The 23,646-nt window shown below is 67.3% G+C and carries 21 protein-coding genes; 8 read left to right on the forward strand and 13 right to left on the reverse strand.

Going from position 1 to position 23,646, the window contains the following annotated elements:
* Positions 1–112 precede the first annotated feature (112 nt).
* The gene (locus ACV229_RS37055) at positions 113–496 is read right to left on the reverse strand and encodes a nuclear transport factor 2 family protein (RefSeq protein WP_448088018.1); all 384 of its coding nucleotides are present in this window, start codon (positions 494–496) and stop codon (positions 113–115) included.
* A gap of 81 nt (positions 497–577) precedes the next feature.
* A complete protein-coding gene (locus ACV229_RS37060; RefSeq protein WP_448088019.1) occupies positions 578–1,339 on the reverse strand; it encodes a glutathione binding-like protein in 762 nt (253 codons plus the stop codon).
* 90 nt (positions 1,340–1,429) lie between these two features.
* Here ACV229_RS37060 and ACV229_RS37065 point away from each other — a divergent pair, with 90 nt between their 5' ends.
* Together ACV229_RS37065 and ACV229_RS37070 are read left to right on the forward strand one after the other, a co-directional pair.
* Positions 1,430–2,383, forward strand: a complete 954-nt coding sequence (locus tag ACV229_RS37065; protein WP_448088056.1) for a LysR family transcriptional regulator — start codon at positions 1,430–1,432, stop codon at positions 2,381–2,383.
* Positions 2,384–2,688: 305 nt separating this feature from the next.
* Complete coding sequence (locus tag ACV229_RS37070) at positions 2,689–4,113, forward strand: DHA2 family efflux MFS transporter permease subunit (protein ID WP_448088020.1); 1,425 nt, start codon at positions 2,689–2,691, stop codon at positions 4,111–4,113.
* A 64-nt stretch (positions 4,114–4,177) separates the two neighbouring features.
* On the opposite strand, the gene ACV229_RS37075 is transcribed toward ACV229_RS37070, so the two are convergent.
* The 4 genes from ACV229_RS37075 to speB all read right to left on the reverse strand — a co-directional run bounded on the left by ACV229_RS37075 (position 4,178) and on the right by speB (position 7,976).
* On the reverse strand, positions 4,178–4,336 hold the full coding sequence (locus ACV229_RS37075) for a hypothetical protein (RefSeq protein WP_448088021.1): 159 nt from the start codon (positions 4,334–4,336) through the stop codon (positions 4,178–4,180).
* Complete coding sequence (locus ACV229_RS37080; protein ID WP_448088022.1) at positions 4,333–5,079, reverse strand: 2OG-Fe(II) oxygenase; 747 nt, start codon at positions 5,077–5,079, stop codon at positions 4,333–4,335. The genes ACV229_RS37075 and ACV229_RS37080 overlap by 4 nt, the downstream gene beginning before the upstream one ends.
* 290 nt (positions 5,080–5,369) lie before the next feature.
* A complete protein-coding gene (locus tag ACV229_RS37085) occupies positions 5,370–6,875 on the reverse strand; it encodes a purine-cytosine permease family protein (RefSeq protein ID WP_448088023.1) in 1,506 nt (501 codons plus the stop codon).
* Positions 6,876–7,019: 144 nt separating this feature from the next.
* Positions 7,020–7,976: an agmatinase gene (gene speB / locus ACV229_RS37090; RefSeq protein ID WP_448088024.1), complete on the reverse strand. Its 957-nt coding sequence runs from the start codon at positions 7,974–7,976 to the stop codon at positions 7,020–7,022.
* 138 nt (positions 7,977–8,114) lie between these two features.
* On the opposite strand from speB, the gene ACV229_RS37095 reads away from it, so the two are divergent.
* The gene (locus ACV229_RS37095; protein ID WP_448088025.1) at positions 8,115–9,026 is read left to right on the forward strand and encodes a LysR family transcriptional regulator; all 912 of its coding nucleotides are present in this window, start codon (positions 8,115–8,117) and stop codon (positions 9,024–9,026) included.
* A gap of 122 nt (positions 9,027–9,148) precedes the next feature.
* Here ACV229_RS37095 and ACV229_RS37100 read toward each other — a convergent pair whose 3' ends face one another.
* Entirely contained in the window at positions 9,149–9,613 is a 465-nt protein-coding gene (locus ACV229_RS37100) for an Lrp/AsnC family transcriptional regulator (protein ID WP_448075116.1), read from the reverse strand.
* 134 nt (positions 9,614–9,747) lie between these two features.
* Here ACV229_RS37100 and ACV229_RS37105 point away from each other — a divergent pair, with 134 nt between their 5' ends.
* From ACV229_RS37105 to ACV229_RS37115, 3 genes are all read left to right on the forward strand, one after another.
* Positions 9,748–10,371 carry a LysE family translocator gene (locus tag ACV229_RS37105; RefSeq protein ID WP_448088026.1) on the forward strand — a complete coding sequence of 208 codons (624 nt, stop codon included), beginning with the start codon at positions 9,748–9,750 and terminating at the stop codon, positions 10,369–10,371.
* A 238-nt stretch (positions 10,372–10,609) separates the two neighbouring features.
* Entirely contained in the window at positions 10,610–12,286 is a 1,677-nt protein-coding gene (locus ACV229_RS37110) for a S53 family peptidase (RefSeq protein WP_448088027.1), read from the forward strand.
* 70 nt (positions 12,287–12,356) lie between these two features.
* Positions 12,357–14,045 (forward strand): S10 family peptidase, encoded by a 1,689-nt coding sequence (locus ACV229_RS37115; RefSeq protein WP_448088028.1) that lies wholly within the window; start codon positions 12,357–12,359, stop codon positions 14,043–14,045.
* A 194-nt stretch (positions 14,046–14,239) separates the two neighbouring features.
* On the opposite strand, the gene nadE is transcribed toward ACV229_RS37115, so the two are convergent.
* The 3 genes from nadE to ACV229_RS37130 form a co-directional block, all read right to left on the reverse strand.
* Positions 14,240–15,094 carry an ammonia-dependent NAD(+) synthetase gene (nadE, locus tag ACV229_RS37120; protein ID WP_448088029.1) on the reverse strand — a complete coding sequence of 285 codons (855 nt, stop codon included), beginning with the start codon at positions 15,092–15,094 and terminating at the stop codon, positions 14,240–14,242.
* A gap of 331 nt (positions 15,095–15,425) precedes the next feature.
* Entirely contained in the window at positions 15,426–16,295 is an 870-nt protein-coding gene (locus tag ACV229_RS37125; protein WP_448088030.1) for a DMT family transporter, read from the reverse strand.
* A gap of 123 nt (positions 16,296–16,418) precedes the next feature.
* Positions 16,419–16,604, reverse strand: a complete 186-nt coding sequence (locus ACV229_RS37130) for a hypothetical protein (RefSeq protein ID WP_076482052.1) — start codon at positions 16,602–16,604, stop codon at positions 16,419–16,421.
* 293 nt (positions 16,605–16,897) lie between these two features.
* Between ACV229_RS37130 and ACV229_RS37135 the strand changes: the two genes are divergently transcribed.
* Both ACV229_RS37135 and ACV229_RS37140 read left to right on the forward strand, forming a co-directional pair.
* On the forward strand, positions 16,898–17,656 hold the full coding sequence (locus ACV229_RS37135) for a DeoR/GlpR family DNA-binding transcription regulator (protein WP_448088031.1): 759 nt from the start codon (positions 16,898–16,900) through the stop codon (positions 17,654–17,656).
* A 107-nt stretch (positions 17,657–17,763) separates the two neighbouring features.
* Positions 17,764–19,545 (forward strand): phospholipase D-like domain-containing protein, encoded by a 1,782-nt coding sequence (locus ACV229_RS37140; RefSeq protein ID WP_448088032.1) that lies wholly within the window; start codon positions 17,764–17,766, stop codon positions 19,543–19,545.
* A gap of 196 nt (positions 19,546–19,741) precedes the next feature.
* Here ACV229_RS37140 and ACV229_RS37145 read toward each other — a convergent pair whose 3' ends face one another.
* From ACV229_RS37145 to ACV229_RS37155, 3 genes are all read right to left on the reverse strand, one after another.
* The gene (locus tag ACV229_RS37145) at positions 19,742–20,416 is read right to left on the reverse strand and encodes a TetR family transcriptional regulator (RefSeq protein WP_448088033.1); all 675 of its coding nucleotides are present in this window, start codon (positions 20,414–20,416) and stop codon (positions 19,742–19,744) included.
* 139 nt (positions 20,417–20,555) lie between these two features.
* Positions 20,556–21,824, reverse strand: a complete 1,269-nt coding sequence (locus tag ACV229_RS37150; protein ID WP_448088034.1) for an NAD(P)/FAD-dependent oxidoreductase — start codon at positions 21,822–21,824, stop codon at positions 20,556–20,558.
* Between the two features lie 136 nt (positions 21,825–21,960).
* On the reverse strand, positions 21,961–23,538 hold the full coding sequence (locus tag ACV229_RS37155; RefSeq protein ID WP_448088035.1) for an amino acid permease: 1,578 nt from the start codon (positions 23,536–23,538) through the stop codon (positions 21,961–21,963).
* Between the last annotated feature and the right edge of the window lie 108 nt (positions 23,539–23,646).

Here is a 23,646-nt window from a genome sequence, read left to right on the forward strand (position 1 = left end):
GATGTGACCTACGCGTGCCAGGCCGCGCGTAGCTGCTGTCCAGGCAGCCACGCCGCGGTCGCCTTTGCTGTCCGTGTGCCCTGTCCGACGCTCCGCCATTGCTCGCGAATCTTTATCCGATATCCGACGTGCCGCTCGGTAGCGAATCGAGGAAGACGTAGAGCGCCGCAATCTTCCCGTCGCGAACGATGATCACATCCAGGCCCGTATAGTCGGGTTCTTCGCCTCGCGGGCCGGAACCCCACGCAAGACGACCGGCATTGTGAAGCGCTTGAGGTTCGCCGTGCGGCACATACGCGAAATGCGGGTGCGTTGCACGAAGATCGCCGGCGAATTTGTCGAGTGCGTCGTGCCCGACTAACGTACCGGCGGGCGAATAGAGCACACAGTCATCGGTATAGAGCTCCTCGACGGCCGCGCGACGGCGAGTCGCGTCGCCTTCGCCGAAAACCTCCTGAAGGTTGCGATAAAGCAGCTCATGGATACGGTCATTCATCACACTTCTCCTTGATCATTGATTCCGGAACGAGTCAGGTTGCGTCTTGCAGATCACCGAAAAACGGCGGGTTGCATCGCATTACTGAGCGAGCGCCAACGTCTTCGCGATCGCGGCAGCGACGGCGGGGCGCGCAGAAATGTCGTCATGCCAACGGGCAACGAACGGAAACTTGTCGAGGGTCACGCCGAGTGCCTGATGACGCCACATTCCCCCGAAGTGAGCGATGTCCGCGATGCTGTACGCATCACCTGCAACGTACGGATGTCGCTCGAGACCACGATTGAGGACAGCCAGCGACCGGTCAACTTCCGATAGCGCACGCGCTTTTGCGTCGGGTTGTGGCGACGACTGGATCGTGGCCAGGAAAGCCTGCAGCAACGCCGGACCAAGGCTGGACGCCTGGAAGAAGAGTTGCTCGAACACCTTGGTGCGTTCGGGGCCGTCCTTCGGAAGAAGCCGCCCGGTCTTCTCTGCCAGGTAGACCAGGATCGCGGCGGACTCGCTGAGCACCACGTCGCCGTTTCCGCCAACCGTACGGTCGACGAGAACCGGGACTTTCGCGTTGGGATTCATCGCCTTGAAGGCGTCGGTCTTCTGCTCGCCCTGGCGCAGGTCGACGCGAACGAGCCGATAGTCGAGCTTCATTTCTTCCAGTGCGATGGGCACCTTGACGCTGTTGGATGTGGCGAATGCGTGAACTTCGAGCATGGTGCTCATGAAAATTTCCTTTGCGGGTTGATTGCCTGCGCCCTGGGCTCCAAAACGCGTGGCGGTAGCAACGCCGATGCCGGTCGTGCCGCCGGTGACGACGGCTGCCTTTCCTTCCGGTTGGCGTTCCATGATTCGTCTCAGATGAGATGAGACAAATCTAAGGCGGCGTGCTAATTTTCGAAATAGAAATGAATGCAAACCATCGTTGCAGAAGTGTCTATGTCGAAGCTGCCGGATTTTGAAGGACTCGCGATGTTCGCGAAGGTCGCCGAGGAAGGTTCGTTCGCTGCGGCGGCAACGGCAATGGGCGTCTCCGTTGCCACGGTCTCCCGGGCCGTGACCCGTCTTGAGGAGCGATTGGGCGGGCGGCTCTTCAACCGTACCTCGCGACGACTCGCACTCACGGACTACGGCCATATGCTCGCGGAGCGGGCCGCGAAGATTTACGTCGACGCCGAGGAGGCAGAGGATTTCGCGCGCGAGACGTCAAGCCGGCCGCGTGGCCTGGTCAAGCTCGCTGCGCCCCTTTCCTTCGGCGCCCGCTGGGTTGCACCGCTGCTGCCCGAGTTCTTCCGCGCCTATCCGGATATCTCCGTGGATCTCCATCTCACGGATGTCCACGTCGACCTGATCGGGGAAGGGTTCGATGCCGCCCTCCGTATTGCGATCCTGGAGGACTCGTCTCTCGTCGCCCGTCTCATTGCCCCCGTCCGCCGATTTGTCGTGGCGTCGCCCGACTATCTGGCTCGTCATGGTCGTCCGCAGCACCCGCGCGATCTCGGCGCGCACCCGTGTCTGACCTACGTCAACAGAAGCAAGCGCGACGTATGGCGCTTTACGCACGAAAGCGGCGACGAATGCGCGGTCACCCCCACCGGGGCGTTGCGAGGAACGAGCGTGGAAGCGTTGCTGCCTACGGTGCTCGCGGGACTTGCAATCACCGAGCTGCCGGAATTTGCTGCGACGGAGTACTTCCCGGACAATCGGCTTGTACCGATTCTCACAGATTGGCGCTTGCCCGAAGGCGGCCTTTATTTCGTCACGCCGAGTGCCCGTGCGCGACCGGCAAAGGTGAGCGCATTGGCCGACTTTTTCGTCGCGAAGCTGACCCACGCGGAATGGCGCGCCGAGGCGCTCACGGGCTGGAGGCCGCCAGACCACCGCCGAACGTGACGTGACGGCCGCCGCTCGGGCTACTGTTCGAAATTGTGCGAAGGCCAACCGCGCATATGGCGCCGCGGACATACGCTTGCGGTTCATGAATCTGGTGTCCGACGTGCCTCGCCGGTGATCGCACCCCAATCGACAACGCGCCGCGCGCGTGTATTTACGCGCATAAATCACGTGTGACCTCGCGTTTCGGCCAAGCGAAGATTCAGGCCTTCAGGGTAATATTGGCCACTCGTGCCGATCGTTCGCGACTGTCAACGTCGGGAGCGGCACCCGGCGTCTACTGCATTCCGCCCACCGTCCTGCTAATGGCTGCTACTTCTACTCAAAGAAGTCGGACGACCGACCTCTTGCCGTATCTCGTTGCCGCGACATTCTTCATGGAGTATCTCGATACGACCGTGATTGCGACCGCGCTGCCGCAGATGGCGCACTCCTTCGGCGTCGGGCCGAACGCGTTGAGTCTCGGGATGACCGCCTACATGCTCGCGCTCGCGGTGTTCATCCCGATCAGCGGCTGGATCGCCGACCGATACGGTTCTCGCACGGTATTCGGTAGCGCAATCGTCATCTTTACCGGCGCGTCGGTGCTGTGCGGCCTGTCCAACGGCGTCGCGTCGTTCACGGCCGCCCGTCTTCTGCAGGGCATCGGCGGGGCGATGATGGTGCCGGTCGGGCGGATGATCGTCGTGCGCAGCACCGAGAAGGCGCGCCTGATGCGCGCGATCGCAACCATTACGTGGCCGGGAATCGTCGCGCCGGTCGTCGGGCCGCCGATCGGCGGATTCATTACAACCTATGCGTCGTGGCGGTGGATCTTCCTGCTGAACGTGCCGTTCGGCATCGCCGCGTTCGTGTGCACCTGGCTGATCGTCAGGAATACGCGCGCCGACGAGCAGCGGCCGCTCGACTGGGTCGGTTTCGTGCTGGCGGGCGCCGCGCTGACCTGTCTGCTGATCGGAACGGAGACAGCCGGGCAGCAGGATGCCCATTTCTTGCGTGCGGCGGTGCTCGTCGGCGCGAGCGTGCTGTTCGGCTACGCCACCTGGTTGCACGCGCGGCGATGCGCGCATCCGCTGCTCGATTTCACGACGCTGAAGGTGCCGACGTTTTCCGTCACCGTGATTACGGGGTCGGTCACGCGGATCGCGATCAATGCCGTGCCGTATCTGCTGCCGCTGCTGTTCCAGATCGGCTTCGGCCTGTCGCCATTCCAGTCCGGCCTGCTGCTGCTGGCGAGCGCGCTCGGCAATCTCGGCATGAAGGCGGGAACGTCGTGGATCCTCGACCGGTTCGGCTTTCGTCGCGTTGCGCTCGTCGACGTGACGATCGCCGGCGTGTTCACGATCGCATGCGGCTGGCTGACCGCGTCGACGCCGCTCGCGATCACGCTGCTCGTCGTATTCGTCTACGGACTGACGCGCTCGATGCAGTTCACGGCGCTCGCGACGCTCGCCTATGCGGACATCCCCGCGCAGCAGACGAGCGCCGCGAGCACGTTGTGGAGTGCCGCGCAGCAGATGACGATCGGCATGGGGATCGCGTTCGGCGCGCTCGCGCTGCGGGTCGCGGCGAACTTGCGCGGCGACGCGACGGGTGTGCATTACCTGCTCGAGGATTTTCGCTGGGCATTCTTCGTGGCCGGTGCCCTTGCGTTGCTGACCTTGCCCGGCTATGCGCGGCTTGCAGCAAACGCGGGAGACCGGTTGCGGGCGAGCGTCGCGAGAGGGTAACGAGGGTCGCCCGCGCGACGCACGGACGTCGCGATCTCCAGGCGGATCATCCGCGTATGGCGGATCAATCGTCGCGCGGCATGATGCCCGTGACTGTCATGGCTCGCCAGGCGCTGGCCATTGCGTTTTCATTCGGAATGCAGAGCGAGCGCATCACGTCACATTGCATGCCGGATACAGCCGATGATGCCATGACCGACGATGCCGCTTGCGGTTCGATCACTGCGCATCGTGGAAGATGATGCCGACCGTATGACGCTGTCCCGACCGGATGCGGCTCACGCCGTGACGCAGATTGACGCGATAGACGCCGCGCGTGCCCTGCACGGGCCGGCCGTGGACGGCGAAGATCACCGCGTCGCCCTGGGTCAGCGGGACCACCTCCGCCCGCGACTGCATGCGCGGCCGCTGCTCGGTCAGCACGAATTCGCCCCCCGTGAAGTCGCGCCCGGGCGCCGACAGCAGGATCGCAACCTGCAGCGGAAACACGTGCTCGCCGTACAGGTCCTGATGCAGGCAGTTGTAGTCGTCCGGCCCATATTGCAGGATCAGCGGTGTCGGACGGCTCTGTCCCGCCGCGTGGCATCGCGCGAGAAAGTCGGCGTGATCGGCCGGATAGCGGACGTCGATGCCGAGTGCGGCGTTCCAGCGATTCGCGATCGGCGCCAGGTGCGGATAGAGCGTCGAGCGCAACGTATCGATCGTTGCCGGAAGCGGATACGCAAAGTATTTGTACTCGCCGCGGCCGAAGCCGTGGCGTGCCATCACGACCCGCGAGCGGTACAGCGGGTCGTGCGGGTAGAGCGACGCCAGCGCGTCGCAAGCGGACGCCGGCAGCAATTCCGGAACGTGTGCGCATCCTTGAAGATCCAGCTCCGCAGCGATTGCCGGCCAGTTCAGGGCGTCGATGCGCGGGACGATGTCGCGCGCGCCGGTGTCGGCAGCGCGCAGGTCGGCGATGTTCACGCGTGTTCTCCCTTCATCAACCGGGTTGCTGTGGATCCCTGAATGCGTCGGGCCGACGGGCGGTTCAAGCAAACCGAACGCACCGTCGTCGACGGCAAGCAGAACAGGGGGCGTATCGAACGAGCGAGTTCCGACGGCGTGACGCGCATGACTGTATTCGGGGCAGTGATCGATGAATCCAGTCTAGCGGCGTCGTTCTGCGGATGCGCTCCGCATCTTGCGGTCAAATTCGACGAGTGGGAAGCGGAGGCGTTGCCGGCGGCACCGGTCGAAACGCATGCGCGCGCCGCTCAATGCGCGTCACGCGAGGCCGCCGTGCCGGCCAGCGCGTCGGGCGCGGGCGTCTCGGCGATCACGCGCCGCTCGCGGTCGAGATCGAGCGACCGCGACAGCAGCCAGTACACGCCGCCCGCGACGATCAGCCCGACGAGCCACGCGACGTCGACGCCACCGAGCATGCGCGCGAACGGCCCGACGAACACCTCGCGATTCGCTTCCGCATCGAACACGTAGAAGAACGGCACCATCGCCGCGAAGCCGATCAGGTACGACAGGATCCCGCGCAGCTGCCACGTGCCGTACAGGCCGCGCGGCGTGAAGAAATGCGCGATCGCGTAATGGCCGCGCCGCACGAAGAAGTAATCGACAAGGTTCACGGCGGTCCACGGCACGAGGAAGTAGAGCATCAGCGTGAGGAACGTCTGCAGCAGCGCGATGCCGTTGCCGCGGATCGCGAACACGCACGCGAGCACGAACGTGCTGATCGCGAGGATCGATGCGACGCGCGCGCGGCGGGTCGGCTTGATCGGCACGATCGAATCGATGCCGGTGAGCACCGTCAGCATCGCGCTGTATGCGTTGAGCGCGATGATCGGCAGGAAGCCGACGAGCGAAACGATCGCGATCAGCTTGCCGAGGCCGGGGACGAGCGACGCACCGACGTCGTTCATCGCGACCAGCGCATCGGCCGCGTGCAGCTTCTGCGCGAGCCACGCGCCGAGGCCGATCATCCAGGTGCCCGACAGCGACGCGCCCGCGAAGATCACCGCGATCAGCTTCGCGCGGCTCGTATGCTTCGGCAGGTAGCGCGAATAGTCCGACACGTAGGGCGCATACGAGATGTTGTAGCTCGCGGCGATCGCGAACTGCGTCGCGAACCCGATCCAGTTGAACCCGGGCGCGGCCGACGGCGCGGCGGCCGCGCTCGCGGGCGCCGCATGGCCGAACGCGAGCGCAAGCGTGACGAGCGCATACAGCGGCAGCGTCGCGATCAGCGCCCAGGTGAAGGTCCGGTGCATCAGGTCGTGGCCGTAGATCGCGAGCAGCGCGCCGACCGCGACGGCCGCGACCGCGACGAATCCGCCGTCGATCCCGAACACGTTGTGCACGCCGTCGACCATCAGCGACACGTTGACGACATTGAAGCCGACGAACACGAACAGCGTTGCGAGCAGCGCGACGATCACGCCGCGATAGCCGAACTGCGCGCGCGACTGGATCATCTGCGGCAGGCCCATTTCCGGGCCCTGCGAACCGTGGAACGCCATGAAGATCGTACCGAACATGATGCCGAGCGCGCCAGCGAGCGTGGTCCAGCCGGCCGACAGGCCCATGCCGGGGCCGACGAAGCCGATCGAGATCGTGAAGAAATGGAAGTTGCCGAGGAACCAGAACGGGCCCTGGCTCGCAAGCTTCGCGTGGCGCTCGTTCTCGGGGATGTAGTCGATCGAATGGTGTTCGATCTCGAGGCCGGCCGGTTCGGCGCGACCGAGGTCGAGGGTGTCGGGGCGATTCATGACTGCGATGTCTCCGGGTTGCGTGCAGCTGATCGGCCGTCGTTGGCGACGCGAGCGCGCACGCACGCCTGCCGCGATGCAGTCGCAGCAGGCAGTCGTGATCTGAAATCTGAAATCCTCTGGCTGGAATATCTTGTGTCGGGATCAGGCGCGGTACGCGACGCCCGGCAGCACGCACAGCAGCTCGTACGCGAGGTTCGCGCCGAGCAGCGCGGTGGTGCCGAACGGGTCGTACGGCGGCGCCACTTCGACGAGGTCGCAGCCGACGATGTTCAGGCCCTTCGCGCCGCGGATGATCTCGAGCGCCTGCGGCACCGTGAGGCCCGCGATTTCCGGCGTGCCGGTGCCCGGCGCGTAGGCGGGATCGATGCCGTCGATGTCGAAGCTGATGTAGACGGGGGTGTCGCCGATCCGCTCGCGCACTTCCTGCATCAGCGGCGCGAGCGACTTGTTCCAGCATTCCTCGGCCTGGACGACGCGGAAGCCCTGCTCACGGCACCAGTCGAAGTCCTCGGCTGCGTAGCCGGTGCCGCGCAGGCCGATCTGCGTGACCTTGTCGCCGTGCAGCAGGCCTTCCTCGACCGCGCGGCGGAACGGCGTGCCGTGCGCGATCTTCTCGCCCATCATCGTATCGTTCACGTCGGCGTGTGCATCGACGTGGATCAATGCAACCTTGCCGTGCTTGCGGTGGATCGCGCGCAGGATCGGCAGCGCGATCGTGTGGTCGCCGCCGAGCGTGATCGGCTTGCAGTCGTGCTCCAGGATCGCGTCGTATGCCGCCTCGATGCGCGCGATCGAATCGTGCAGATTGTACGGATTGATCGCGACGTCGCCGATGTCCGCGATCTGCAGCGAATCGAACGGCGCGGCGCGCGTCGCCATGTTGTACGGGCGCAGCAGCACGGACTCGGTGCGGATCTGGCGCGGACCGAAGCGGGCGCCGGTGCGGTTGGACGTGCCGAGATCGAACGGCACGCCGACGAAGCAGGCGTCGAGGCCTTCGGCCGTCGGCACGTGCGGCAGGCGCATCATCGTCGCGATGCCGCCGCAGCGCGGCATTTCATTGCCGCCGAGCGGCTGGAAATGGGTGTGGTCGTTCATGGGGCGTCTCTTCCAATGTGGGGTTGCCGTATCATTCGACCGGCTTGGCGCACAGTTGTACGCGTTCCGGCCGCAAAGAAGAATGCGAAGATATCGACGTAAACATCGATTTCCATCGATGTATGGAAGGGGAATAGCGTGCTGGGGAATCTGTCGACCCTCGATCTGCGGCTGATCCGCGTGTTTCTGGCGGTCACGGACGCCGGCGGCGTATCGGCCGCGCAGGCGATGCTGAACGTCGGGCAATCGACGATCAGCGCGCAGCTGTCATCGCTCGAAACCCGTCTCGGCTACCGGCTCTGCGAGCGGGGCCGCAGCGGTTTCCGGCTCACGCCGAAGGGCGAGCGCTTCCATGCGATGAGCCGCAAGCTGCTGAGCGCGCTCGACGAATTCGGGATAGCCGCGCGGCATATGGACCGGCAGCTGGTCGGCACGCTGAACATCGGCCTGATCGGCCATACGCCGGTCAGCCAGAACGCGCGGATCGCCGAGGCAATCGCCGCGTTCCGCACGCGCGACGAGGCCGTGCGCTTCTCGATCTGGGTGCGGGCGCCCGGCGATCTCGAGGAAAAGCTGCTGAGCGACGAGATCCAGATCGCGGTCGGCTATTTCTGGCACCGGGTGCCCGCGCTGCACTACACGCCGCTGTTCATCGAGCGCCAGGTCGCGTATTGCGGCCGCGGCCATCCGCTGTTCGAGCGCGCCGGCGCGCTGACGCCGGCCGACGTCGCCGGGTTCGAATGGGCATGGCGCTCATACCCGCTGCCGGAAGCGCAGATGTCGACGACGCCCGACCGCGTGACCGCAACCGCCGACAACATGGAGGCCGTCGCGCTGCTGATCCTGTCGGGCCACCATCTCGGCTACCTGCCGCAGCACTTCGCGGCGCCGTATGTCGCGCAGGGGCTGCTCGCGCCGCTCAATCCGGAGCGGCTGCACTACGACGTCACGTTCCACATGGTCGTCGCGCGCAACGGGCGCGGCAATCCGCTTGTGGAGGCCTTTCTCGAGGATCTCGAGCGCGCGCATCAATCGCCCGATGTCGCGTAAGGCCGGCAGCGCCGGCAATGTGGACGAGCGATACGTCGGCGCGGTTCGCAGCCCGCATCGATGCGTGTCGAAGTGACGGGCCGAACGGTGCCGTGCGTTCGTCTCCTGCCCGCCCATCGGCATCACGGCACCGGCAACCCCGCGTCGTGCTTGACCTCGCGCAGCGACAGCGCGGATTCGATCGACGTGACGCCCGGCAGCATCCGCAGCGATTCGCGCAGGAACGTGCCGTAGTCGTCGAGGTCGTGCGCGACCACCTGCAGCAGGTAGTCGGCCGTGCCCGACACGTTGTGGCACGACAGGATCCGCTCGATCCCGAGCACGTCCCGCTCGAACCGGTCCGCGACCTTGCGGTCGTGCGTCGCGAAGCGCACGAGCACGAACGCGACGACGCCGAAGCCGAGCGCCTTGCGCGACAGCTGCGCGCGGTAGCGCTCGATGTAGCCGTCGCTTTCGAGGCGCTTCAGGCGCCGCGCGCACGGCGTCTCGGACAGGCCGACGGTGTCGGCGAGACGTGCGATCGGCATCCGGCCGTCGCGCTGCACCGCAGCGAGAATCGCACGGTCGGTTTTGTCGAGATCGGTCATGTTGGCGGAATCCATGTTCGAATCCCGTCATTGTGGGGGATTCCCCTCTCGATCGCCAGATAGCGGCCAAAGATGGCCAATAATCCCTCGTTCGTTGGCGGCACCATATCGTCATCGACGGATGGGGGCAGAACATGATTTCCACGCATTTGCTGTTGATTTACCTCGCCGCGCTGGCGGCGATCTACGCGGTGCCGGGGCCGGACATGGCGCTCGTGCTGCAGACCAGCATCGGCCGCGGCGTGCGGCCCGGCATCGCCGCGGCGGCCGGCCTGTCGCTGTCGCGCTCCGCGCATGTGACGCTGTCCGCGTGCGGCGTCGCGGCGCTGATCCGCAGCGCGCCGTGGCTCTATGAAGTGATCCGCTACGGCGGCGCGCTCTATCTCGCGTACGTCGCGATCCAGGTGTTCCGCTCGCCGGTGTTCGCGCTCGGCGACGGCGCGGCCGATACGGCCGGCGAGTTGCGGCAGGCGTTCGTGAAGGGCCTGCTGACGAACCTGCTGAACCCGAAGGCGCTGCTGTTCTGCTCGGTGCTGCTGCCGCAGTTCGTGCGGCCGGAGGTCGGGCCGGTGGTCTGGCAGATGTTCGAACTGGGCGCGCTGCTGGTCGCGGCCGGCGTGTGCTTCGACCTCGCGTGCGTGTTCGGCGCGTCGCGAATCGCCGCGTGGATGCGCGCGCATCCACTCGCGCAGACCGTGCAGCGCTGGACGTTCTCCGCGGCGCTGATCGGCTTCGCGCTGCGACTGTCGATGGACTGAGCAGCACGGCGCGCGGTGGTCAGGGACACGCGCCCGCACCGCGCCGCCACCGGCGAACCACCCGTTCGCCGATGCGCTTGCCGGCCACCGGCCCGCAAGCGCAATTCATCCGACTTGTTCTAAACTTCCTTTACCTCGCCGCGCTGCGAATCCGTCTGATCGAACGGAACCGACCGCCGCCGATCATGTCCGATTTTCTGGCTGTTCCGTGCAACGCGGTACCAAGGAGGGTCTGAACATGGCAAGGCATCTTCACGCCGACCGCGAACCCCGAATCGTCGCCGAGTCGCAGTGTCTCGGCCCGTGCGATCCGGCCGAGCGCATTCACGTCACGATCATGTTGCGGCGGCAGGAAGAAGGGGATCTCGATTCGTTGCTTCACCAGCTGGCGACCGGCGATCCGAACGCGCGGCCGCTGTCGCGCGACGCATTCGCGAAGCGCTTTTCCGCCAATCCCGACGATATCCGCAAGACCGAGGAATTCGCGCGCCGTCATCAGCTGACGGTCGATCGCGTCGATCCGGTCGAAAGCGTCGTCGTGCTGTCCGGCACGATCAAGCAGTTCGAAACCGCGTTCGGCGTCACGCTCGAACGCTTCGAGCATCGCTCGATCGGCCAGTATCGCGGCCGGTCCGGCGCGATCACGCTGCCCGACGAACTCGGCGATGCGGTCACCGCGGTGCTCGGCCTCGACAGCCGGCCGCAGGCGCGGCCGCACTTCCGGCTGCGCCCGCCGTTCAGGCCGGCGCGCGGCGGCGCGGCGGCCGTCACGTTTACCCCGCCGCAGCTCGCGTCGCTGTACGGCTTTCCGGCCGGCGACGGCGCCGGGCAATGCATTGCGGTCATCGAACTCGGCGGCGGCTACAACGCGGCCGATATCGCGCAGTATTTCCGCGGGCTCGGCATCACGACGCCGCCGAAGCTCGTCGACGTGAACGTCGGCACGGGCCGCAATGCGCCGACCGGCGATCCGAGCGGCCCGGACGGCGAAGTCGCGCTCGACATCGAGATCGCCGGCGCGATCGCGCCCGCCGCGACGATCGCCGTGTACTTCGCGCCGAACAGCGACGCGGGCTTCATCCAGGCCGTCAACGCGGCGGTCAACGACACGACGAACCGGCCTTCGGTGATCTCGATCAGCTGGGGCGGCCCCGAGGCGATCTGGCAGGCGCAGTCCGCGCAGGCGTTCAACCGCGTGCTGCAGACGGCGGCCGCGCAGGGCATCACGGTCTGCGCGGCGTCGGGCGACAGCGGCTCGGGCGACGGCCTGCAGGACGGCGCGCAGCATGTCGATTTCCCTGCGTCGAGCCCGTACGTGCTCGGCTGCGGCGGCACGCAGCTCGACGCGCTGCCGGGGCAGGGCATTCGCAGCGAGGTCGTGTGGAACGATGAAGCGTCCGGCGGTGGCGCGGGCGGCGGCGGCGTCAGCACGATGTTCGACTTGCCCGCGTGGCAGCAGGGGCTCAAGGTGACGCTCGCCGACGGCAGCACCGCGCCGCTCGCGAAGCGCGGCGTGCCGGACGTGGCGGGCGACGCGTCGCCGCAGACCGGCTACGAAGTCGCGATCGCGGGCACGCCGACAGTGATGGGCGGCACGAGCGCGGTGGCGCCGCTGTGGGCCGCGCTGATCGCGCGGATCAACGCGGCGGCGAGTGCGGCGGCGAGTGCGGCGGCTAGTGCGGCGGCGAGTGCAGCTGCAAGCGCGACGGCAGGTTCGGCGGCGAGTGCGGCGCCCGGCATGTCCGTCGGCTGGATCAATCCAGTGGTGTACAAGAACCCGGGCGCGCTGCGCGACATCACCGAAGGCACGAACGGCGCGTATGCGGCGGCGCCGGGCTGGGACGCGTGCACCGGGCTCGGCAGCCCGAATGGCGCGCAACTGGCCGCGATCCTGACACGCAAGCCGTCGAGCTGACGGCGAGCGTCTTCACGCAGCACGCTTGTTGCGGGTTACCCGCATCCCTTTCACCTCCAGGAGCAGCACGATGGGCATCGATTCCGCATCCAATGGCGGCGTGTATCCGCTGCATCACGGCGACCACAATTCGCACGGCGTGCCGCCGACCGTCAATCCGGTCGCGCTGAGCCACGGCCGTGACCAGCCGTTCTTCGATCCGGTTGCGTATGGCAACGGGCCGGACGACTCGGTGACCGACACGACCGAGGCGGCCGCCGTCACGCATCACGCGGTGACGATCGGCGGACGGCGCATCGCGTACACGGCGACGGCCGGGCATCTCGTGACGGTCGATCCGAGCAGTTCGCTGCCGGCCGCGAAGATCTTCTATGTCGCGTTCACCGAAGACGGGCAGAAGGAGGAGGCGCGGCCCGTGACGTTCTTCTATAACGGCGGGCCCGGTTCGTCGTCGGTGTTCGTGCTGCTCGGCTCGTTCGCGCCGCGCCGCATCAAGACGTCGATGCCGGGCTTCACGCCGCCCGCGCCATACCAGATGGAAGACAACCCCGACAGCCTGCTCGACCGCAGCGACCTCGTGTTCATCAACCCGGTCGGCACCGGCTATTCGGCCGCGGTCGCGCCGAACAAGAACCGCGATTTCTGGGGCGTCGACCAGGACGCGAATTCGCTGAAGCAGTTCATCAAGCGCTACCTGACGAAGAACAACCGCTGGAATTCGCCGAAATACCTGTTCGGCGAGTCGTACGGCACCGCGCGCAGCTGCGTGCTCGCGTACAAGCTGCACGAGGACGGCATCGACCTGAACGGCATCACGCTGCAGTCGTCGATCCTCGACTACCGGCAGGCCGGCAACCCGGTCGGCGCGCTGCCGACCGCCGCGGCCGACGCGTGGTATCACAAGCGGCTCGGCGTGTCGCTGGCGCCGACCGATCTCGGCGCGTTCGTCGAGGAAGTCGCGCAGTTCGCGCGCACCGACTACCTGGATGCGCTGCGCAAGTTCCCGCAGAGCGATCAGGCGGTCGTGCAGAAGCTCTCCGAATACACGGGCATCGACACGACGACGCTGCTGTCGTGGAGTCTCGACATCTCGGGCTACGACGCGCGCGGCAATTCGCTGTTCCTGACGACGCTGCTGCATGCGCAGGGGCTGTCGCTCGGCTCGTACGACGGCCGCGTGACGGGAATCGGCACGGGCATCGCGGGCAAGGTCGATCCGAATTCGGGCGGCAACGATCCGACGATGACGGCCGTGTCGGGCGTCTATACGGCGATGTGGAACAGCTACCTGAACGAGCAGCTGAAGTTCACGTCGAATTCGGCGTTCACGGACCTGAACGACCAGGCGTTCCAGAACTGGGACTTCAGCCACATCGACCCGACCGGCGCGCAGCAGGGCATCGACGCGAAGGGGAACGTGATCCTCTACACGGCGGGCGACCTCGCCGCAGTGATGGCGCTGAACGTCGACCTGAAGGTGTTGTCGGCGAACGGCTTCTATGACTTCGTCACGCCGTTCTACCAGACCGTGATCGACCTGCAGCAGATGCCGCTCGAGGATCAGAAGGTGCGGCAGAACCTGTCGGCGCGCTTCTATCCGTCGGGGCACATGGTGTATCTCGACGGTGGCTCGCGCACCGCGCTCAAGCACGACCTTGCGGCGATGTACGACACGACGGTCGCCGATACGGGCGCGCGGATGCGGATTCGCGCGCTGCAGGCGAAGCAGGCGGCGCCCGTGTCGGGCGGGCACGCCTGAGCCGTCAGGGCGACGCGCCGGTGCGTGAATGGGGCGGCGCGGTGATGCGCGTTCGGCCGTGGCCGCGTGCGGCGGCGCGCGCCGGCAGCGGTCCGCCGGCGCGCTGCGGTTGATGGCGGCGGCCGACGGCAGGCGGGCGATCCGTCATGCCGTGGGCGGTCGCCGCCTGCCGCGAGATGCGCCCGGGCGCGCCGTCAGCCGCGCTGCTCGGGCCAGTCGAACGGCGTGTAAGGCAGCGCGCGCTTGTGTCGCGAGCCGTGATGGAAGCGCAGCACCGTTTCGTACACGTGGTCGCTGACGGGCTTGCCCTCGAGGAAGTCGTCAATCTCGTCGTAGGTGACGCCGTATGCGTGCTCGTCGGGGCGCAGCGGACGCAGCTCCTCGAGATCGGCGGTCGGCACCTTCATCACGATCGTCTCCTCGCCGCCCAGCGCGCGGGCCACCGCGCGCACGCGGCGCTTGTTCAGGCCCGCGAGCGGCAGCACGTCCGCGCCGCCGTCGCCGAATTTCGTGAAGAACCCCATCAGCGATTCGGCCGCGTGATCGGTGCCGATCACGATCCCGCGCCGCGCGCCCGCAACCGCGTACTGCGCGATCATGCGCTCGCGCGCCTTGATGTTGCCGTGCACGAAGTCCTGCTGGGCCGGGGTTTCGAACGCGTGGCCGGACGCGGCCAGCGCGCCGAGCATCGCTTCGGCGGCCGGCTTCACGTTGACCGTCAGCTCCTCGTCGGCGCGCACGAACGCGAGCGCGCGCTGCGCATCGACTTCGTCGTTTTGCACGCCGTTCGGCAAGCGCATGGCGATGAAGCGCGCGTCATAACCCTCTGTGCGCAGGCGTTCGACCGCGAGCTGAGCGAGCCGGCCCGCCGTCGACGAATCGACGCCGCCGCTGATCCCGAGCACATAGGTCTGCAGTCCGGTCGAGCGCAGGTAATTGGCCAGGAATTCGACGCGACGCGCGATCTCGGCATCGGCGTCGAAGTGCGGGGCGACGTTCAGTTCGGCAATGATTGCGCGTTGGCGGCTGGCGTAATCGGCGGCTGTCATGGGAGAGTCCCGGGTCGAAATGCGAGGCGCTCATCATAAGCGCATTCGCGGCGCCGTGCCGCGCCGGGGGCATGATGCCGGGGGGCACGTTGCACGGGGGACACGGTGGATCGGCAGGTCGGTGAATCGGTGAGTCGGTGAATCGGTGAATCGGTGAATCGGTGAGTCGGTGAGTCGGTGAGTCGGTGAGTCGGTGAGTCGGTGAGTCGGTGAGTCGGTGGATCGGTGGATCGGTGGATCGGTGGACCGGTGGATCGGTGGATCGGTGGATCGGTGGATCGGTGGATCGGCGGACCGGCGGATCGGCAGGGCGGCGGACTGACCGACTCGCCTATCGCCGCGCGAGCACGACGCCTGCCAGTGCAACTGCGAACCCCGCGAGCTGGACGGCCGCGAGCGTTTCGCCGAACAGCATGTAACCCTGCAGCGCGGCGAGCGGCGGTGCGAGGAACAGCAGCGACGTCGCACGCGCCGCGTTGCCGCGCCGGAGCATCCACATCAGCATCGTGACCGCGCCGCCGGACAGGAACACGACACCCCAGACGAGCGACACCCACAGCGCCGGTGCGCCAATCCAGCGCGTCTCGTGCAGCAGCGCCGCGAACACGGCCGCGACGATCGCGGCGCCGAAGTTCTGCACGGCGACGGCCGTGCGCAGGTCGCTCTGCGCGAGCCGGCCCTTCTGATAGAGCGAGCCGGCGGTGATCGATCCGACCGACAGCACCGACACCGCGACGACGAGCCATGCCGGCGCGGCGCCCGGCGGCGGCGCGACACCCCCCATCACCTTCGGGGCAAGCACGAGCGCGACGCCGGCGAGCCCGAGCGTCATCCCGAGCCATCCGCGCGCGGACAGCCGCTCGTTGAACAGCGGCACCGCGAGCACCGCGGTTGCAAGCGGCTGCAGCGCGCCGAGCAGCGCCATCACGCCGGCATTCAGTCCTTGCGCGACCGCCCAGTAGCTGGCGCCGAGGTACACGCCCTGCAACAGCGCACCGGCAATCAGGTGGCGCGGCCATTCGCGGCGCGCGGGCCACGGCGCGCGCGCCGCGAGCGCGACCGCGCCGAACAGCACGGCGGTGCCCGCGAAGCGCGCGAGCAGGAACAGGTTCGGATCGGCGTAGGGCTTGATTGCCCGCGCAACGATGAAGCCGGTGGACCAGAGCGCGACGAAGGCTGCCGCGACTATCGAGTTGAGCATGCGAAGCGGGCCGGGACACGGCCGGACGGAATCACGAAGTCCGGCAGTATCCGGCGCCGCGGCGCAGGTGTCTTGTCGAATCCTGCAATCGCCCACGCGGCACGAAGCGGGCGGATTGGGGGATCAGTCGATGGAGAAGGTGTCGAGCGGCTGGTTCGCGCTCGTTTCGTTCGCGAAGCGCGCGGCGAGCTGCTGATGGAGACGGCGGGCTTCGTCGAGCGTGAGGTCGATCCAGTACGGATCGCCGGCGGCGTCGTTGAGTCGTTCGGGCGGAAACTGGATTTCGAGCACTATGCCTTTGCGATACATTGCGCAAGTCCCCTGGATGGTCTGTCGTTCGGTGAAGCGCAAAGTGTAGCAATCCGCACCGCTGCGATTCGCTCGCTTCCGGCAATACAGAATTTCGCTACCTGCTACCTGCTACCTGCTACCTGCTACCTGCCTCCTGCTGTCCGCTGCCGATTTCCGATTTCCGATTTCCGGTTGCCGATTTCCGGTTGCCATCCATCGAGCGCCCGACACCCAACCGTCAAACGCCGGTCAAATCGTCGTAATACAATGGCACGCTCCCCATTTACTTGTCGCCTCGGGCGTGTAACGAGATGCTGGCGGAACAACGTCATCAATTCATTCTGTCGGAACTCGGACGATCGGGCGCGCTGTCGGTCGCGGAACTGGTACGTTCGCTCGACGTGTCGCGCGAGACGGTGCGGCGCGACCTGAACGCGCTCGCCGCGCGTGGCCTGCTCGTGATGACGCACGGCGGCGCGCTGGCCGCGGACCGCCGCGAGCCGAGCCTGTCCGAGCGCGAGGCCGCGAATGCCGACGCGAAGCGCATGATCGGGCGGCGCGCGGCCGAGTTCGTGCCAGACGGCGCATCGGTGCTGATCGATTCCGGCAGCACGCCGCATGCGGTGGCGCTCGCGCTTGCCGACAAGCACCGTCTGTCGGTCTACACGAACGACTGGCGCACCGCGTTCGTGCTCGCGCGCCGCAACGGCAATCGCGTGACGCTGCTCGGCGGCGAGCTGTCCGACGACGAGGACGCGACGTTCGGCCTCGACACGATCCAGCAGCTTGCGCAATACCACGTCGATTTCGCGTTCGTCGGCGCGGGCGGCATCACGGCCGACGCCGAGTTCACCGACTACTCGCGGCTCGCGGCCGAAGTGCGCAGCCGGATGATCGCCGCGGCTGCGATGGCGGTCGTCGTTGCCGATCATTCGAAATTCGGCCGCGTGACGCCGGTGCGGATCAACGGCACCGACGCGGCGCGCTGTCTCGTGACCGAGCGCGCGCCGGACAAGGCCGTGCGCCGCGCACTGACCGCGCGCGGCATCGAGCTGATCGTGTGCGGCTGACGCACGCGCGACACGCAAGGTTCATCGAACCGTCATCCTGCGTGAAAGACCGCCGAGGACACTGGTCCATTCGATCTTGACCGGCCGTTGAGCCACGGAGAATGCCGATGTCTGTCAGCGTGCGCAGCTATCTTTCCCCGACCCTGGTGTTGCTGGCCTTCGACTGGCCCGGCGCGCAGGCGCGACCCGATTTCCTCGGGTTCGCGATCAAACGCACGCCCGGGTTCTGGTCGGCGGACGGCAAGACGCGCGCGCCCTACAGCTGGTTGCCGAATCGCCTGACGTTCGATGGCCCGGCCGCCGACACGCAGGGCGACGCGCCGACCGACCAGGCGCCGATCCAGAAATTCATGTGGTGGGACGCGCGGATCGACCCGCAGGATCGCGGCGCCGGGTTCCGCTATGACGTCTATCCGGTCGTCGGCACGCCCGCGAGCCTGCAGGTGCTCGATGCGGAAGCCGGCACGTGCGACGTCGTGCTGCCCGCACATGTCGAGGACGGTGTCGGCACGTGGTTCAACCGCGCGGTGGTCAGCTCGCAGGCGTTCGCGAAGCAGGTCGCGGCGCTGCAGCTCGCGCCCGGTGCGGCGCCGAGCGCCGAGCAGGCGCTGAAGCTGCGCACGTGGCTCGCGAACGACATGGAACAGGTGTTCGCGCAGATGCTGGATCCCGCGTCGCGCGCGGTGTCGGCCGTCTATCACCTGACCGACACGCGGTGGGCGCTGCCCGCGTTCGAGGCGTTCGGCCATGCGCACGGCGAGGCGGCGCTCGCGATCGTCTACGACGCGCACGTGACGCCGCGCAAGGGCCAGCCGCCGCTGCCGTCGCCGAACCAGCCGGCCGTCGACGCGCTGCAGGGGCTGGTGACGCTCGCGCCGCGCGACAAGACGCACATCATGCACGACAAGTTCATCGTGACGGACGCGCCGGCGAACGCCGTACCCGCGCGCGTGCTGACGGGCTCGGCGAACTTCACGACCGAAGGCCTGACCGAGCAGGCGAACGTGCTGCACACGTTCGATTCGCCCGCGCTCGCCGCGCTGTACAACGACCGCGCGCGGGCGCTGGCCGCAAATCCGCCGGTCGCCGAGACGGCACGGCTGTCGCCGGGCTGGTCGGAGCCGCTGACGGTCGGCACCGCGCAGCTGCGCGTGTCGTTCTCGCCGGAGCCGGCCGGGCAGCGCACGCAGATCGACACGATCGTCGCGGCGATCGCGGCGGCGAAGCATTCGGTCTCGTTCTGCCTGTTCATGCCGACCGACGCCGCGTTGCGCGACGCATGCTTCGCGGCGGGCGACCGCGGTCTGATGATGTTCGGGCTCGTCAACAAGATCAACATAGGCAGCGCGACGAAGGCCGAGACGGAACAGCAGAACGGCCAGGCGCTCGATGCGGCGACGCTCGCGAACCTCGAGCTGTACCACCGCAGCCGCGACCACCGCGACGTGATCGACGCGCAATACTTCTCGCCGGCGACGGTGCCGCAAGGTTTCGAGCCGGAGTTGCGGCTGTTCCCGGGCGAGCCGGCGCCCGCGTATCCGCCGGTCGTGATCCATCACAAGTTCATCGTGATCGACGCGGAAGGCGCGAACCCGATCGTCTACAGCGGATCGGCGAACATGAGCCGCAACTCCGAGCAATTCAACGACGAGAACCTGCTCGAGATTCGCGATTCGCGGATCGCCGCGATCTATCTGGCGGAATTCCTGCGGCTGTACGAGCACTATCGCGCGCGGGCGCTGTCGATCGATGCGAAGAAGCAAGGCGGCGCGTCGGCGCACCCGCAACTCGCGCTGGCGCCGGATTCGAGCTGGGCGAAGAAGTATTTCGTGGCGGGGAGCCCGGAAGAGAAGGCGAGGATCGCGCTGGCGGCGGCTCCGACGAACTGACGCACATCGGCATCCGGAAGGCGGTCGCGCACGTTGCGGATCGCCTGCGCGATGCGCATTGCGCGCGTGCTGGCGGTATTCGCTTCGTTCCGGCGGCGCGTGCCGCCGGCTGTCACGCTCAAGGCGATCGTCGCGGTGCGGACGCCTTCCGGCAGTCCGCACGATGCGCTCGGAAGGGGAACGGGCGGAACGGGCGTTATGCGGCGACGTAGCGCAGCACGGCCTCGGCGATCGTGTCGCGGTGCCGTGCGCGCAGGCGCGGCGCCGACGGATCACGGCCGAACGCGGCGCCGAACGTGTAGCGGTTCGACACGCGATGGAAGCAGAACGAGCTGATCAGCAGGTGCAGGTCGAACGCATCGACGTCCTGGCGGAACGCGCCGCTTGCCGCGCCGCGCTCGAGCAGTTCCTCGAGCGTCTTGATGATGCTGACGTTGCGGTTCTTGAACGACTTCAGCTGTTCGAGATACTTCGCGCCGTGGATGTTCTCGATCGACACGAGACGGACAAAATCGCGATGCTTGTCGTGGTAGTCGAACGTGAACTCGACGAGGCGGCGCATTCCTTCGCGCGGCTCCATGTCGCCGACGTGCAGTTCCAGCTCGAGCGCGCGGATGTCGCCGTACACCTTCTCCAGCACGGCCTCGTACAGGCCTTCCTTGCTTTCGAAGTAGTAATAGAGCATCCGCTTCGTCGTGTTGGTGCGTTCGGCGATGGCGTCGACGCGCGCACCGGCGAGGCCCATCGCGGAAAACTCCTGCGTGGCAACGTCGAGGATGTTGCGCTTGGTCTGCTCGGGATCGTATTTGCGCCGCGCATCGGACGGAAGCGCGCGGTTATCGGACGAGGCGGTCCTGCTTCCAGATTTCATGTGGCGTTTTTTGTGGCTTTGCGGCGGCTTGGACAGGGCATTCTAGCATGTGGAAAACCCCGTCCCGCCTGCGTTTCGCCGACCTTTCGTTCTAGCCGGAGCACATCGCGCGGCACCCGGCGGGGCGCCGCGCGGGCGTTCAGTTGCGGTATGCCGCGATCGCATCGCGGGCCTGGTATGCGGTGTACGTGAGCTGCGCGGCGGCAAGGCCCGCGAGCCCGAACGTGCGCGTCAGGCCGAACTCGGCGAAGCCTGCCGGCACCGGCCGCTCGCCGGCCAGCGCGGCCGCGAGCGTTTCGCCGGCGACCGTGGTCGGCGCCATCCCGTGGCCGCCGAACGCGATCGCGTGCCACACGCCGTCGGCGTCGCGGCCGATCTGCGGCATCTTGTGCCGCGCATAGCTCATCAGCCCGCCCCATGCGTATTCGACCTTCACGTCCGCGAGCTGCGGATACACGCGCACGAGGTCGCGCTTGAGCAGGCGAGCGATCGCGTCCGGGCCGCGGTCGAGTACCGAGATTCGGCCGCCCCACAGGATCCGCGTGTCCTGCAGCGGACGGTAGTAGTCGAACGCGAAGCGCGTATCGTAGATCGCATAGGGCGCGTCGATCGCGTCCGGCAGGCGCGCGCCGAGCGGCTCGGTCGCGATCACGTAGGTCGCGATCGGCAGCACCGCGCGTTCGATGCGCGGCGACACGCCGCGCGCGTAGCCGCCGCACGCGAACACGACGTCCTTCGCGCGCACCGCGCCGTGCGCCGTGCGCACGACGTACCCGGCGCCTTCGCGGGCGATGCCGAGCGCGGCCGACTGTTCGTAGATGCGCGCACCGCCGCGCGTCGCGGCCGCGGCGACGCCGAGCACGTACTTGAGCGGGTGGAAATGGAACGCGTTCGGCTCGAACAGGCCGCCGTGGTAGCGCGCGGTCTTCAGCCGGTCGCGCAGCGCGTTCGCGGCGACCGGCTCCCAGTCGACGTCGAGTTCGTTCTTCATCAGCTTGCGCAGGCTGTCGAGCCGGGACGGATCGTCGAACCAGTTCGCGAGCATCACGCCGCGGTCGACGATGTCGCAGTCGATCCCGTAGCGTGCGATGCGCGAGCGGATCAGGTCGACCGCATCGACCGTCAGCCGGTACAGGCGGCGCCCTTCTTCGCGGCCGAGCGTGCGCAGCAGGTCGGCGTTGTCGAGGCTGTAGCCGCCGAACACGAAGCCGCCGTTGCGGCCCGACGCGCCGTAGCCGACGCGTTCGCCGTCGAGCACGACGACGTCGCGCACGCCGCGCTCGACTAGGCCGAGCGCCGTGCACAGGCCGGCGAGGCCGCCGCCGACGATACAGACCTGGGTGTCGATCGTGCCGGTCAGTTGCGGATAGGGCTGGCGGGTAACGGTGGCTTCGTAGAAATTCTGCATGTGATTCGATGACTGATGAACGACGGAAAAACGGACGCCGCGCGTCGATCTTGCCTGATCGCGCGCGCCGCGTCGAATGCCGGATGAACCGCGCCGGCGGCGGCCCTCGGACGGGCGGCCGCCGGCGCGGCGGGAATCAGGCGCCCGGGGTCGGGGTCGCGGCGTAGCCGGCGGCAGGCGCGGGTGCGGATTGGGCTTCAGCCGCCTGGGCCGCTGCATTGCGCTGGATCCACGGCGCGATCTCCATGTCCTCGTAGCGGACCAGCCGGCACTTGCGCACCAGCGCGTAGCCGAGCCAGATCGCGAAGAAGAACGGCAGGCCGATGTAGGTCGCGGCGATGCCGGCCCAGTCGATCTTGCTCGACAGGAACGCCTGGTAGTCCTGGCCCAGCGCGACGATCGCGCACAGCACGAACGCGAAGATCGGGCCGAACGGGAACCACTTCGCGCGGTACGGCAGCTGGTCGAGCCGGTAGCCCTGCTTCAGCAAACCCTTGCGGAACCGGTAATGGCTGATCGCGATGCCGAGCCACGTGACGAAACCGGCCATGCCCGACGTATTCAGCAGCCACAGGTAGACCGTCTTGTCGCCGTACAGCGACGTGAGGAAACACAGCGCGCCGACCGCGGTGGTCGCGTACAGCGCGTTGAGCGGCACGCCGCCCGGCGACAGCTTCGCGAACAGCTTCGGCGCGCGGCCTTCGACCGCGAGGTTGTAGAGCATCCGCGTCGACGCGTACATGCCCGAGTTGCCGGCCGACAGCACGGCGGTCAGGATCACCGCGTTCATCACGCCGGCCGCGAACGCGAGGCCCGCGTGGCGGAACACGAGCGTGAACGGGCTCACGCCGATGTCGGTCACGTCGCTCTTCAGCAGGTTCGGGTCGGTATAAGGAATCAGCACGCCGATCACGAAGATCGCGAACACGTAGAACAGCAGGATGCGCCAGAAGATCTGGCTCACCGCGCGCGGGATCGTGGTGCGCGGGTTTTCCGATTCGCCGGCCGCGACGCCGATCATCTCGGTGCCCTGGAACGAGAAGCCCGCGATCATCGCGACGCCGAGCATCGCGGCCCAGCCGCCCGCGAACGGCGCGTCGCCGATCGTGAAGTTGCTCCAGCTTGCGCGCGGCCCGCCGTGCATGATGCCGAAGATCATCAGCAGGCCGACGCCGACGAATGCGACCACGGTGACGACCTTGATCAGCGCGAACCAGTACTCGGCCTCGCCGAAGCCGCGCACCGACAACGCGTTGAGCGCGAAGATCAGGACGAGAAACAGCGCGCTCCACCAGACGCCCGGCACATGAGGGAACCAGTAGTTCATCACGAGCTGCCCGGCGACCAGTTCGACCGCGAGCGTGACGGCCCAGCTGTACCAGTAGTTCCAGCCGATCGCGAAGCCGAAGCCTTCGTCGACGAATTTCGAGCCGTAGGTCGCGAACGAACCGGACACCGGCATGAACGCGGCCATCTCGCCGAGGCTCGTCATCAGGAAATAGACCATCAGGCCGATCATCATGTACGCGAGCATCGCGCCGCCGGGGCCGGCTTGCGAGATCGACGCGCCGGACGCGACGAACAGGCCGGTGCCGATCGAGCCGCCGATCGCGATCATGCGCAGGTGGCGTGCCTGCAGGCTGCGGTGCAGGGCAGGCTTCGAAGCTTGCGAGCCGGACGGGCTCGTGGAATCGGGGTGGGAATCTGAACGCATGGGGGAGCTGAGCGCTGTCTCCGGGATTGTTTTGGGGAGACGAAGCGCGGCACGTCCGCCCGCCGCCTGCCGGCGGCGTCGACGCGCGGTGCGGGGGCCTGCCGACCT

The sequence above is a fragment of the Burkholderia sp. MR1-5-21 genome (assembly GCF_053427715.1).

Excerpts from the sequence above, each read along its gene's own strand:
- ACV229_RS37055 (WP_448088018.1), bottom strand. The coding sequence starts at position 496 with ATGAATGACCGTATCCATGAGCTGCTTTATCGCAACCTTCAGGAGGTT.
- ACV229_RS37060 (WP_448088019.1), bottom strand. The coding sequence starts at position 1,339 with ATGGAACGCCAACCGGAAGGAAAGGCAGCCGTCGTCACCGGCGGCACG.
- ACV229_RS37065 (WP_448088056.1), top strand. The coding sequence starts at position 1,430 with ATGTCGAAGCTGCCGGATTTTGAAGGACTCGCGATGTTCGCGAAGGTC.
- ACV229_RS37070 (WP_448088020.1), top strand. The coding sequence starts at position 2,689 with ATGGCTGCTACTTCTACTCAAAGAAGTCGGACGACCGACCTCTTGCCG.
- ACV229_RS37085 (WP_448088023.1), bottom strand. The coding sequence starts at position 6,875 with ATGAATCGCCCCGACACCCTCGACCTCGGTCGCGCCGAACCGGCCGGC.
- speB (WP_448088024.1), bottom strand. The coding sequence starts at position 7,976 with ATGAACGACCACACCCATTTCCAGCCGCTCGGCGGCAATGAAATGCCG.
- ACV229_RS37100 (WP_448075116.1), bottom strand. The coding sequence starts at position 9,613 with ATGACCGATCTCGACAAAACCGACCGTGCGATTCTCGCTGCGGTGCAG.
- ACV229_RS37105 (WP_448088026.1), top strand. The coding sequence starts at position 9,748 with ATGATTTCCACGCATTTGCTGTTGATTTACCTCGCCGCGCTGGCGGCG.
- ACV229_RS37110 (WP_448088027.1), top strand. The coding sequence starts at position 10,610 with ATGGCAAGGCATCTTCACGCCGACCGCGAACCCCGAATCGTCGCCGAG.
- ACV229_RS37115 (WP_448088028.1), top strand. The coding sequence starts at position 12,357 with ATGGGCATCGATTCCGCATCCAATGGCGGCGTGTATCCGCTGCATCAC.
- nadE (WP_448088029.1), bottom strand. The coding sequence starts at position 15,094 with ATGACAGCCGCCGATTACGCCAGCCGCCAACGCGCAATCATTGCCGAA.
- ACV229_RS37125 (WP_448088030.1), bottom strand. The coding sequence starts at position 16,295 with ATGCTCAACTCGATAGTCGCGGCAGCCTTCGTCGCGCTCTGGTCCACC.
- ACV229_RS37130 (WP_076482052.1), bottom strand. The coding sequence starts at position 16,604 with ATGTATCGCAAAGGCATAGTGCTCGAAATCCAGTTTCCGCCCGAACGA.
- ACV229_RS37135 (WP_448088031.1), top strand. The coding sequence starts at position 16,898 with ATGCTGGCGGAACAACGTCATCAATTCATTCTGTCGGAACTCGGACGA.
- ACV229_RS37140 (WP_448088032.1), top strand. The coding sequence starts at position 17,764 with ATGTCTGTCAGCGTGCGCAGCTATCTTTCCCCGACCCTGGTGTTGCTG.
- ACV229_RS37145 (WP_448088033.1), bottom strand. The coding sequence starts at position 20,416 with ATGAAATCTGGAAGCAGGACCGCCTCGTCCGATAACCGCGCGCTTCCG.
- ACV229_RS37150 (WP_448088034.1), bottom strand. The coding sequence starts at position 21,824 with ATGCAGAATTTCTACGAAGCCACCGTTACCCGCCAGCCCTATCCGCAA.
- ACV229_RS37155 (WP_448088035.1), bottom strand. The coding sequence starts at position 23,538 with ATGCGTTCAGATTCCCACCCCGATTCCACGAGCCCGTCCGGCTCGCAA.